Here is a 13,617-nt window from a genome sequence, read left to right as displayed (position 1 = left end):
GGCGAGCGGCTCGAAGCCCACCCGCACCGGTCGCGGGCCGGTCAGGGTGAGTCCGTGGGTGATCACGAGGTCGTCGATCGCGATGACCGCACCGGCCACCAGGGAGCGCGCCCTGTCGGCGATGGTCGCGACGAACCAGGCCCCCGGTACGACGACAGCGCGGTCCACGACGTGGTCGGCCAGGTAACTCGGTGAGTCCGGGGCGAGGCGCACATCGAAAGTCGCCGCGCCGTAGATCAATCGACCGGCGGTCGAAGCCGCGGCCCTTTCCGTTGTCGCTGAAGCGTCCGTGTGCGGCGGGAGAGCGCCGCTCGGGGCATACGGAATGCCAGGCCGCGTCGAACCGGACGTCTCGGCGACGGTAGTGGCCTCCGCAAGCGTGCGGAGGTTTTCCGGCGTCCCACGGTGGTCCGAGAGTGCGGTTTCGGGCAGCGTGGCGAGCCTCGTATCCGGCTCCGGCGGCGTGCTGTCCGCGATATTCGCGTGCCCGGAGACAACGGTGCTCGGAACCGTGAGCGGCGCATTGCCGGTTCGTGGTGAAAGGCTCCCGGATCGTGTTGGTGCGGCCCCCGCATGTGCGTCTTCGAAACGCATCGCACGATCGGGGTGCTCGGCCGGGGCGCCGGATACCGCGAACTCGGCGGTATCCGATCGCTGCTCGAACCAATAGCGTTGCCGCTGGAACGGATACGTCGGGGCGAGCACCCGTCGTCGTCCGTGTGGCCGGTGCACCTGCTCCCAATCCACCGGCACACCCGCGACATACAGCTGTCCGAGCGCGGTCATCATCGTCTCGCGGTCGCCGCGGCCGCGGCGCAGCGACGCGACGAACCGTGCCGAGTCGCCCAGCACGCGCCCGCCGAGCGCCGACAACGTCGGCTGCGGACCGATTTCGAGGAAGTCACCGATGCCCAGCTCGGCCATGGCCCGCATCCCCTCGGCGAAGCGCACCGGCCGGCGCGCATGCCCTGCCCAGTACTCCGGGGTGAGTTCGCCCGCCCGCAGCGGTGCACCGGTGAGATTGGAGACCAGCGGAATCGCTGGATCGGTCATCGTCGCCCTGGCCGCCGCCACGGCGAGGTCGTCGAGGATCGGATCCATCGCCGCGGAGTGGAAAGCATGCGACACGGTGAGGGCGGCGGACCGGAAACCTCCGGCCGCCAGTTCGTCTCGGAGCCGGTCGAGCGCGGCTTCCGGTCCGGCGATCACCACCTGGGCCGGTCCGTTGTATCCCGCGATGGACACCGCCGGCTCATACCGTGCGACCAACGACGAGATCTGCTCGGCGGGAGCGTCGACGGCCATCATCGCGCCGCCCTCGGGCAGGCGCTGCATCAGCCGCCCGCGCACGGCGACGAGCTGTAAGGCGTCCGCCATGGTCATCGCGCCCGCGGCGCATGCGGCGACGTATTCCCCGACGCTGTGCCCGAGCACCGCGGCCGGGGTGATCCCCCATGCCCGCCACAGCTCCCACAGCGCCCACTCGACGGCGAACAGGACCGGCTGGGTGAACGCCGTCTGCCGCAGCAGCTCCGGACCGTGGTCGCCGTAGACGGCCTCCACCAGCCCGATGCCGTCCGCGATCGGTCCGAGCACGGCGTCGCAGTTGCGCAGCGCCTCCCGGAAGACCGGTTCGGAGTCGAACAACTCACGCGCCATGCCGGGGTACTGCGAACCCTGCCCGGTGAACAGCAGGGCCACCTTCGCCCGTGCTGTTCGTTCCACGCGGCCGTGGATCAGCGTCGGCGGCCGGTCCCGCAGCTGCCGCGCGGCCGCCGCGCCGGTATCGGCGACCACCGCTAACCGCTCCTCGAAATGGGTCCGCGCGGTCGCGGCGGTGTAGGCCAGATCGCCGAAGGAGGCATGCTCCGAGGAGATTTCGTCTGCCCAGTTCCTGGCGGTGTCGGTGAGGGCGGTCCGGTCGCGTGCGGACAGGACGAGCAGTTGCGCGCCCGGTGATTCCGTGCGCGGCGCCTGCGCCGGGTCACCCTGGGCGAGCACGATGTGCGCGTTGGTGCCGCTCATCCCGAAGGAGCTGATGCCGATCGCCGGGTCGTGATCGGCACGCGGCCACTCCCGGCCCTCGCGCACGACTTCCAGCGGCAGACCGGCCCAGTCGATCAGCGGGTTCGGTGTCCGGAAGTGCAGGCTCGGCGGAATCCGGCGGTGCTGCAACATGAGCACGGCCTTGATGACTCCCGCGACGCCGGCCGCCGCCTCCGTATGCCCGATATTGGTCTTGACCGACCCGATGAGCAGCGGCCGCGCACGGCCGGCGCCGTACACCTCGGCCAGTGCGGTGGCCTCGATCGGATCACCGAGCGGGGTTCCGGTGCCGTGCGTCTCGACGTAGTCCACCGCCTCCGGCCGCAGCCCCGCCCGCGCCAGCGCGTCGCTGATGACGCGCTGCTGAGCCGGGCCGTTGGGCGCGGTGAGACCGTTGGATCGTCCGTCGTGATTGACCGCGACGCCACGAACGACGGCCAGCACCCGATCACCGTGGCGGCGGGCCTGCGACAGTCGGGTCAGTATCAGCACGCCGCACCCGTCGGCGCGGACGTAGCCGTCGGCGTCGGCGTCGAACGCCCGTGACCGTCCGTCGGGCGACAGCGCGGCCAGACGGCAGAAGCCGACGGTGGTCTCCGCGGCCAGCTGGAGGTTGACTCCGCCGACCAGTGCCAGGTCGCACCGGCCTGCGCGCAGCCCGTCCTCGGCTGCCTGCAACGCCACCAGCGACGACGAGCATGCCGTATCCAACGTCATCGCGGGACCTTGCAGCCCGAGGACGTAGGCCAAGCGACCGGCCGCGACGCTCGGCGCCGAACCGATCACCGAATAGGCGCCGATCGCGGTCGGATCGGCGGCCCGGATCGGTGTCGCCGGATACTCGCTGAAGCACAGACCGACGAACACGCCGGTGCGGCTGCCCGCCAACGCGCCGGGCGCGCGACCGGAGCGTTCGAGCGCCTCCCAGGTGGTTTCCAGCAGGAGGCGTTGCTGCGGGTCCATCGCCCGCGCCTCCGCCGCGCCGATGCCGAAGAACGCGGGATCGAATTCGTCGGCGTCGTCGACGAACCCGCCCCAGCGGGTGTACATCGTGCCCAGCGCTGCCGGGTCGGGATCGTAGTAGTCGTCGATGTTCCAACGCTGCGGTGGCACCTCGGTGATCGCGTCCCGGCCGTGCCACAGCAGATCCCAGAAGTCCTCGGGCGTGCGTACTCCGCCCGGGAAGCGGCAGCTCATGCCGACGATGACGATGGGATCGTCGTCGGGCTGGTCGCTTCCAAAGTCGGCTTCGGTCGAAGAATGTGGCTCCACAGGATGTTCCGAGGACGACGTTTCCGGAGGTGCGGACGGGAGCGCAGACGCCTGGGCGGCGGTCTGGTGCTGTGCCGCCGGGGGAGCGGACGCGCCCTTGCGGTGCAGGAACCGCGCGATGTCACGCACCGTCGGGTAGTCGAAGACGAGCCCGGCGGGCAGCGGCATCCCGACCTCGGCGGCCAGTGCCGCACGCAATTCCATCCCCGTCAGCGAATCCACGCCCGTGTCGTGCAGTGGGACCTCCGGATCCAGTGCACCGGCTCGATCCAATACCCGCATCGCGACGCGCTGGACGAGCGCCTCCCAGGGGGCGACATCATCGGGTGTGGCCGGGGATTCGGCAATCTCCGGTCGAGTCCGCAGCGGGGCGGCCGCCGTGACGTGCGGCGCCCGCTGCGCGTGCCACCGTTCGGGCGCGAAGTCGAAGACGCCCGGGGCGGTGCTGCCGGACCGGACGAGATGATCCAGCGCCGCGGCCGCGTCCCCCTCGTACAGCGGCGGCAACCCACGTCGAACGAGCCGCGCGGTGACGTCGGCCCGGCCCGCGGCCATACCCACATCGGCGAACGGTCCCCACCCGATGCTCAGTGCGGGCAGTCCCTCGGCCCGCCGCCGCCAGGCCAGCGCATCCAATGCCGCGTTGGCCGCGGCGTAGTTCGACTGGCCCGGGGTGCCGAGCACGCCTGCCACGGACGAATAGATGAGGAAAAGTTCCAGCGGCTGGTCGCGGGTGAGTTCGTCGAGGTGGCGCGCCGCATGATATTTGGGTCCGAGCACGGTCTGGAACCTCGGCCAGCTCTGCTCGGTCACCACGCCGTCGTCGAGCACTCCCGCGCAGTGGATGACGCCCCGCAATGGCGGCAGCCCGGATTCCGCGATGCCCCGCAGCAGCGCCGCGACGGCACCACGGTCACCGACATCCGCCTGCCGCGCCGTCACCCGCACACCGGTGGCGCGCAGCGATTCCATCAGGCGCGCTCCCGCCGCGTCCGGTGCGCGCCTGCCCACCAGCACCAAGTGCCGGACACCGTGATCGGCCAGCCACCGCGCGGCCGCGGCGCCGAGGCCGCCGAAACCTCCCGTCACCAGATAGGTGCCATCGGGCAACCGGTCTTCGTGCGCGGCGGCGGAGGCGTCTCGGCCCAGCACCACGACGCGACCGGGATGATCTCGTTGCGCCATGGCGCGGAACGCCTCGGCGGCACGATCGATCCCGTGCATCGCGTGCGGCAGCGCAGTCAGCGCACGCTGTGCGAACAGCGCCATCACGGCGCGGAGGGCAGCGCCCAGCTGCGGGGGGTCGACGGTGGCCGGATCGAAAGCCCGATCGCCGATATCGCCGTGGCGGTCGATCGCGCCGGTCTGCACCGGGTCGACGATTTCCACCACGCGGCCGTCGGCGTGCAGTATCTCGGAGGCGCGCGCCGCGAATCCGTCGCCCAGGGTGTGCACGACGACATCCACGCCGTGCCCCGCAGTTGCCGCCCGCGCGCTCTCGCCGAATCCGTGGCTACGCCAGCTATCGATCTGTGTCACGGGGAGGCCCGCGGTCGCCGCCCAGCGACACAGCGCGGCAGGTGCGTACACCTGCGCGCCTGCGTGCGCGGCCAGCTGGACCACAGCCATACCTATGCCGTCGGCGGTGCCGTGGACCAGCACCCGGTCCCCGGCGCGCAGGCCGCCGAGGTCGAACAGCGCATGCCACGCGGCGGTGAAGGCGTAGGGCACGGTGGCGCCTTCGGCGAAGGACAGGTGATCCGGCAGCAGTGCCACCATGCCTTGGTCGACCGTCACGTGGCGGGCAAGGCTCTCGCTCGCCAAGGCCACGACATGGTCACCGACCGCGAGCCCGTCGACCCCGGCGCCGACCGCGGTGATCCGGCCCGCGCATTCCGTACCCAACGGCAGCACACCCTGCGGATGTATGCCCGAGGCCACCCACAGGTCGTGGGCGTTGAGACCGGCGGCGGCGATCTCGATCTCGACCTCCCCGGCCGCCGGTGCACGTCGGACACCGGAGATCAATCGCATCCGGTCGAATTCGCCGGAGCGGTCGGCGACCAATCGGTACTCGGCGGACGGCGCGGGGCCGTCGGCGAGACGCGCGGTCAGCCAACGGTTGTCGCGAATCGCGAACTCACCGGAGCGGTCGCCGAGCAACCCGTCGACGACACTCTCCGCGGCGAACCCGGCGGACAGATCCAGCAATCGGCACCCGAACTCCGGATGCTCGGTCCTCAGCGTGCGCCCGAGACCCCACAACAGCGCCTGGTCGGGATCCGGCCGGTCGGCGGGCGCGACGTGCTGGGCGTCGACGGTCAGCAACCACAGCGCGGACGGCCGGTGCGCCGCCGCGTCCAGCGCGCGCGTCAACCGCAGGACGGCTTCGATGCGGGTCTGGGCGGACGCCGCGGTCCACGCGAAGACGACGCCTCGCGGCGGCGACGAGAGCGGATCGGCCGCGTCGTCCGGGCGTACGACCACGGTGTCCGCGCCGCGCGCAGCCAGCTCGGCGGCGACGCCGTCACCGACCGGCCCGTCGCCGAAGATCAACCAGCGGCCCGGGGGATCTTCTGCTCCGAACGCGCCGCTCTCGGCGGGAACCCATTCCACGTGGTGCAGCAGACGCGTGAGCCGGGACGAATCCGATTCGCCGGCCGACGAGTGGGGCGCAAACCCTGACCCCGTAGCCATCAGCTCGACCCCGTGCACACCGGCGAGAGGTCGCCCGGAGAGCGAGTGCAGTGTGGCGTCACCGACGATGACGCGTGCCCCTCGTTCGGTCACCCGCACCCGGCACCGGACGGTCGTATCCCCGGCCTGTGGTCCGTCGAAGAATCGAACTCTCCCCATACCGGACGGCAGGAACAACCCCTCGGCCCGAGCGGTCACCACGATGGTGTGCAAACAGGCATCGAGCAAGATCGGATCGAGCGCTGTCGCGCGGTCACCGGGCAGCCGGAACACGGCTTCGGCTTCGGTGTCGCCGATCCGCCGGAATTCGAGTGCACAGCGGTAGTCGGTACCCAGATCCAGGCCCAGCCCTGCCACCCTGTTGTAGTAGGCGGGCCATATCCCTGGCTCGGGGTCACGCGCCGCAGCCCCGAGCGATGCCATCGAATCGGATTGCGCCACAGTCAGGTTCGCCTGCGCATAGCAGGTGACGTCGTCATCGCGGCGAAGGAAACGCACGCCATGACCATCCGGGCGGGGCTCGAGCTCCACCCGCAGCACCGTTTCGGCGGTGACCTCCAGCGGCTGCAGCAGTCGCAGCCCGGTGACCTCCCATGCCCCGGGCAGTCCAGCGGCGATCTCGTTCAGCTGAGCGCACAGCCACGCCGCGGGCACCGTGGGCACACCCCGCAGGCGGTGTCCTTCGAACATCTCCGGAGTGAGTCGCACCGTGCGCGGGGAGGGCGTGTCCGTGGAGCGCGGCGTCAGCTCCAGCCAGTGCCGTTTGCGCTGGAACGGGTAGGTCGGCACATCGACCCGACGCCACTTGCGAGTGGAATACACAGCTGCCCAGTCGATTTCGGAACCATTGACGTAGCGGCGAGCGAGATCTGCCGAACCGATCGACTCCGTGACGACCGATCCGCTCTCGATCGTCCCCGAGGCGACATTCCCGAGTGCGGCGCGCAGCTGCGCGGCGGTGTCGAAGCCGATGGCCACACGCTCGTCGAAGTGGGTTCGGCCCACCGCGGCGGACGCGCACAAATCCCCGAGCGCGGTCTCCGGGCGGGTGGCCAGCAGATCCCGGTAGCGAGCAGCCAGTTCACGCAGCGCCTCGGCGCTCTTCGCCGAGAGGACCAGCAGATGGGGTCCGGAGTCGTCGGCGGTTGCGTGCTCCGATTCCTGCGGCGCTTCCTCGAGCACCACGTGCGCGTTCGTCCCGCTGATACCGAACGCGCTCACACCCGCCCGCCGCGGTCGCCGCGAACGCGGCCACGGCCGCTGCTCGGCGACCACGCGGATCGCGACCGAGTCCCAGTCGATATGCGGATTGCCCGACCGGAAGTGCAGCGAGGCGGGAATGCGCTCGTGCCGCATCGATTCGATCACTTTGATGATGTTCGCGATGCCCGCCGCGGCCTGGGTGTGCCCGAGATTCGATTTCACCGATCCGATCCACAAGGGGCTCGTTGGGGTGCGCCCCTCCCCCAGCACCGAGGCCAGCGCGTTCACTTCGATCGGATCACCCAGCGCCGTACCGGTGCCGTGCGTCTCGACGTAATCGATGTCCTCCGCCGCGAGCGCCGCGTCCGCGAGCGCCGCGCGGATGACCCGTTCCTGCGCCGGACCGTTCGGCGCGCTCAATCCCTGACTGCGGCCGTCGGAATTGACCGCCGATCCGCGCACCAGCCCCAGCACCCGATCGCCGTCACGCCGGGCGTCCGACAGTCGCTTGAGCACCAGCATCCCCGCGCCGTCGCTCCAGACCACGCCGTCGGCGCGCGCGTCGAAGCTCTTGCACCGGCCGTCGGCGGCCAGACCCCGTGCCCGCGCGAAATAGATGTCGAGCGAGGGCGTGAGCACCACGGTGGCGCCACCGGCCAGCGCCAGATCGCATTCGCCGCTGCGCAGGCTGCGTACCGCGGTATGCACCGTCACCAAGGACGACGAGCACGCGGTGTCGATGGTGAGGCTGGGCCCGTGCACGCCGAGGAAGTACGACAGCCGCCCGGAGGCGACGCTGGAGAGATTGCCGGTACCGAACCAGGCATCGGGCGCGAGGTCGGCCCGCGCCATCCGCTCGGCATAGTCATTGGACATCAACCCGACGAAGACACCGGTCCGGCTGCCCTCCAGACGACTCGCCGGATATCCGGCGTGTTCGAGCGCCTCCCAGGTTGTTTCGAGCAACAAACGCTGCTGCGGGTCCAGCATCCGCGCCTCGCCGACGGAGATGTCGAAGAATCCGGCGTCGAATTCCTCGATGTCGTCGACGAATCCGCCCCAGCGCGTGTAGGTCTTGCCCTCGGCGTCCGGGTCCGGATCGAAGAAGGCGTCCGCATCCCAGCGGTGCGCGGGGACCTCGGTCACCGCGTCGGTCTCGGTGGCGAGCACGCGCCAGAAGTCGGCCGGCCCGCGGACCGCGCCCGGATAACGGCAGCCCATGCCGATGATCGCGATAGCATCGGCGTCTTCGTCCGGGGCAGTGCCGGTTTCACGCTTTGTGAGCTGCGACACGTTCGAAGTAATAGGTGTAACCGGGAGTTCGGTTGGGTACACGGGGGTGGTGAGCTGCTCGGAGGTGCGCGTGATCGGTCGTTGTCCGGCCTGCTCTCGCGCCGTGCGGCGGGGGGCGGACCGCGCGCCGAGCCGGGCGATCTCCTCGGACACCGCGGCGACGGTCGGATGATCGAACAGCAGGGTCGCCGGCAGTCGCACGCCCAGATCGGCGGAGAGCGCGTCGCGCAGTTCGACGGCCATCATGGAATCCAGTCCGAGTTCGCGCAGCGGCGTGCGCTCGGAAATCGCCGTCGTGCGGCCCAGCGCGGTCATGGCGTGGCCACGCACCAGTTCGAGCAGATCCGCCGGCTCGCTCGGTGGCCGGGCGTCTTGCGCGTGCACCTCGGCGATCGATTCCGCCTGCGCGGGAGCCTCTGTGACGGCGGGGAATACCGCGACGACGCCCTCGGCCGACAGCAGCGAGCGCAGCGCTCGGGCGCCGTCCTCGACGGCCAATTCGGCGACGCCGTGGCGCAACCACGCGCGGCGGGCCGCGTCGCCGAGTCCCCCGGCCATGCCGGTGTTCGCCCACGGGCCCCACGCGATGCTCACCGCGGGCAGCCCGCGCGCCGTGCGCAGGCGAGCGAGGGCATCCAGATACGCGTTTGCCGCCGCATAGTTGCCCTGCCCGGCGGTGCCCACCGCGGCGCTGACCGACGAGAACAGCACGAACAGCTCCAGCGATCTGTCCACGGTCAGCTCGTGCAGGTGCCACGCCCCGGCGACCTTCCCCGCGAACACCCGATCGATGTGCCCCGGCGTCTGCTCGACGAGCAGGGCGTCGTCCAGGACGCCCGCACAATGCACCACCCCGGACAGCCGCGGCAGCTCGTCATCGAAGCGAGTGAGCAGGCGCGACAGCGCCGCTCGATCCGCGACGTCGACCACCACGGTCTCGACGCGCGCGCCGAGGGCGGCGATTCGCGCCATCTCCCGCTCGTCACCCGGAGCGGGGTCGCTGCGACCGGCCAGCACCACGGTCCCGGCGCCGGCTTCGGCCAGCGTCCGCGCAGCGGACAACCCCAGCGCTCCGCGCCCGCCGGTGATCAGATACGCGCCGCCACGATCGAGGCGAGGCAGGGGGCCGAGGTCGTCGGAGGGCTGCAATCGCGGCGTGTAGCGGTGGTGCCCGCGCAGTGCGACCGCCTCATCTGCCGCGCCCGAGCAGATTTCGCTCACCAAGCGGTGGTCGTCGCAGGGTGCGTCGACGGGCACATCGATCAGGTGGCAGCGCAATTCGGGCAGTTCGGTGCGCGCGACCGCGCCCAATCCCCACAGCGCCGCGGCAGCAGGGCGCACGGGTTCGCCGGGCAGCGCTCCGGTTGCCCCGAGGGTCACCAGGTACAAGGGTGCGTCGGCGACGCTGCGAGCCATCCGTTGGATCACACTCAGGGCGAAGTGCGTTTCCCGCCGCGCCGCGTCGGCGCTGTCGTCCGCCTCGACGTCGGCGAGGTAGATCACCGCGCGGTCGTCGTCGGGCCGGACAACGTAATCCGTGGTGCGTTCCACCGCAACGGCATCGGCACCTGCGGCGCGCAACGCGGCGGCGAGCCGGTCGGCTTGCTGACCGACGCCGATCACCAGCGCGGCGGTGGGTCCCTGTCCGCTCGGCGACGCTGCGGCGGGCGTCCAGGTCGGACGATGCGTGAGGCCGGACATGCGATCCCGATCCTGCGACTGTCCGGCGGCGCCGGACTCGGCGAACCATACGTCTTCGATATCGCAGATCACGGCGCCCGCGGTATCGAACACCGTGATGCGAACTGTGCGGCCGGTGCGCTCGGCCAGCACGCACGCGGCCGCACCCGCGTCTTCGCAGGCCAACCGCAGACGGCCGATACCGACCGGCAGTCGAGCCGCGTCGGTGTCCCTGGAGGCCAGCGCGAGGCCGGTCTGCACCGCGGCGTCGAGCAGGCACGGCAGCCAGGCGTGCGGTTCACCGGCCAGTTCGGCCGGGCGTCGCACTTCGGCGAGCACGCTGCCCTCGCCGGCCTGCAAGCGCGTGATCCAGCGGAATCGCGGGCCGAAGGTCAATCCGGCGTCGGCACACCGCCGGTAGAAGTCCGCGACGTCCCATTCGGTGCTGAGCGCGCGCCGCGCCTCGGACAGGTCCCCGGCTTCGCGTGGGCCCGCCGAAGCGGCTCGAACCGCAGCGGACACCGCGGTGACACTGCCGTTCTCGACGTGGAACCGCACTTCGGTGCGATCCCCCGCTTCGGACACGGCCGGCTCGGCCAACTCCTCCAGCGGCACCGGCCGCGCCGCGACGAAGTCGATCAGCTCGTGGTCGGTGTCTCCGGCCGCCCGCAGAGCACGCAGCGCGAGATCCGCCGCGGGCACCACCGGGCGGTCCCGGAACCGGTGCTCGGCAAGATATCCGGTGCTCGACGACGTGCCCGCGTTCGGCACGGCGAGTTGCTCCCGCTCGAAAGGGTAGGTGGGCAGGTCGTTGCGCCGCCGCGCGCCCTCGGGCACCACCGCGGTCCATTCGATCTCCGCACCGGCGCAGTACAGCTGCCCCAGACCGGTCAGCAACACCTCGTCGTCACTGGAACTTCGGCGCATGCTCGGCAGCCACAGAGCGCCGGGGTCGGTGTGCCGCCCGAACTCCAGCAGCACCGGGTGCGGTCCCACTTCGAGATAGGCGTCCACGCCCGACTCGGCGAGCGAGCGCACACCGTCGGCGAATCGGACGGTGCCGCGCGCGTGCGCCCGCCAGTACGCGGCATCCATACGGGTCTCGATCGGCGCGCCGGTCACGTTGGACACCAGCGCGATTCTCGCCGCGCGCGGGTCGGGCACCAGCTCCGCGACCCGGGTCTCGAAGTCCTCCAGCATCGGCTCCAGCAGCGGCGAGTGGAAGGCCGTCGCACCGGGAAGCCGCACCGTGCGGATCGACCGCTCCTCGGCGGCGCGCACGATTCGATCCACCGCGTCCACCGCACCGGAGACCACGAACTGTCCGGGACCGTTGACCGCGGCTACCGACACAGTCGCCGCGAGCGCGTCCATCAGCGCTTCGAATTCCGCGGGCGCGGCGAACACCGCCGCCATGGCCCCGCGCTGCGCGACCGCCTGCATCAGCCGGCCACGCTCGGCGGCCAGACGCAACCCGGTGGCGAGGTCGAACACTCCCGCGACGGTCGCCGCCACCAGTTCACCGAGGCTGTGGCCCAGTACGACGTCGGGACGCACGCCGAATGCCGACCACAGTTCGGCGCAGGCCCATTCGATCGCGAACAGCGCCGGTTGTGCGTACTCGGTGCGGGTCAGCAACTCGTCGGCGGCATCGAACAGCACCGATCGAAGGCGCATGCCGCCGGGAAGTGGTCCGAGTAACTCGTCACAGCGGTCGAGCCCCGCGCGGAAGGCCGGATACTTGCGGTCGAGTGCCGCGCCCATCCCCGCGTACTGTGCGCCCTGCCCGGTGAACAGCATCGCGACCCGCGGCTTGCCCGCATACGAGTCGGTCGACCGATCTGACGGAGCTGCGAGTTCGCGGGCTGCGTCCTCGGCGGTGCGCGCCACGACCGCGCGCCGATGCGCGAAATGCGTGCGCCCCAGCGCCGCAGTGGCAGCGACATCGGCGAGCGGCGCCTCCGGCCGGCTCAACTGCTCCGCGTAACGGCGGGACACCGCGTCGAGCGCAGCCGGGGTGCGCGCCGAGACAGCGAGCAGTGCGGGGCCTTCCGGTATCGCGCGCGGCTGCGGTTCGGGCGCCTGTTCCAGCACCACGTGCGCGTTGGTGCCCGCGAAACCGAACGAACTCACCCCGGCCAGCCGGGGCCGCTCCGTACGCGGCCAGCCGGCATCGCGGGTCGGGAGCGCCAGCGCCGTGCCGTCGAGCGAAATCTTCGGGTTCATCGTGGCGAAATCGTGCTGGCGCGGAATTCGTTCATGCTGCAGTTGCAGCACCACCTTGATCAGCCCGGCGATGCCCGCCGCCGCCTCGAGATGGCCGATCTGCGACTTCACCGAACCCAGTAGGCACACCGATCCATCCGGACGCGGCGCGCCGAGAACCCTGGTCAGCGCCTCGATCTCGATCGGATCGCCCAGTGGCGTGCCGGTGCCGTGCGTCTCGACGTAGCCTATCCGGTCGGCGGTGCACCCGGCGTCGGCCAGCGCGTCGAGCAGCAACTCGCGCTGTGCTGTCGGATTCGGCGCGGTGAGGCCCATGGAACGACCGTCGTGGTTCACGCTCGAGCCTCGGATGAGCGCCCTGATCGCGTCGCCGTCGGCGATCGCCCGCGAAAGCTTTTTCAGCACAACGACACCCGCGCCCTCGCCGCGCACGTACCCGTTCGCGCGGGCGTCGAAGGGACGACAGTGCCCGTCCGGCGACAGCGCGCCCATGCGGGCCAGCGCCTCGGAGGTGAGTTCGGATTGCAGCAGATTCACCCCACCCGCCAATGCGACGTCGCATTCGCCCCCGCGCAGGCTGCGACACGCCTGATGCACCGCCACCAGCGACGACGAGCACGCCGTGTCGATCGCCACCGCTGGGCCGCGCAACCCGAGCGCGTGGGACACCCGCCCGGCCACGATGCTCGACATCGTCCCGGTGAGCGTGTGCGCGTCCACCGACCGCACCCAGTCCGGGGTGATGGTGCGCTGGTATTCCTGCCAGCTGACGCCGAGGAATACCCCCGCGCGTGCCGCGGCCGGGCTGTCGGGCCGCAGTGCCGCGTCTTCCATCGCTTCCCAGGCGATTTCGAGTGCGAGCCGCTGTTGCGGGTCCATCGACGCCGCTTCGCGCGGTGCGATCCCGAAGAACCCGGCGTCCATTTCATCGATCGGCCCGGCCAGCAGGCCGGCCCGCCGCCGCGCTCGTCGAGGCGCCGAATCCGTGACAGTCCAACGGTTTTCCGGCGCCTCGACGATCCCGTCGCGGCCCGAGGACAGCAGTTCCCAGTACTGCTGCGGGGTTTCCGCGCCGCCGGGAAAGCGGCAACCGATACCCACGACGGCGATCGGCTCACGCTGTGGCCGTGCCTCCAACTCCTGAATTCGGCGGAGCGCCCGCGTCAGCAAGACCCGTAGGTCATACCCATCATCCGACAT

The 13,617-nt window shown here is 71.0% G+C and carries 1 protein-coding gene (running past one end of the window); it reads right to left on the bottom strand.

Annotated features, from left to right (window positions below; translation table 11 throughout):
* Nucleotides 1-13,617: the 5' portion of a type I polyketide synthase gene (locus tag GVY64_RS19960; RefSeq protein WP_159843627.1), read on the bottom strand. Its footprint begins 7,926 nt before the window's first position; the window shows 13,617 of its 21,543 coding nt (coding positions 1-13,617); it begins with the start codon at nucleotides 13,615-13,617; the stop codon falls past the left edge of the window.

Origin of the sequence: Nocardia sp. CY41, assembly GCF_009829325.1 — a bacterium.
In the GTDB taxonomy this organism is placed as follows: Bacteria; Actinomycetota; Actinomycetes; order Mycobacteriales; family Mycobacteriaceae; genus Nocardia.
This window is presented reverse-complemented; position numbering and strand designations above follow the sequence as displayed.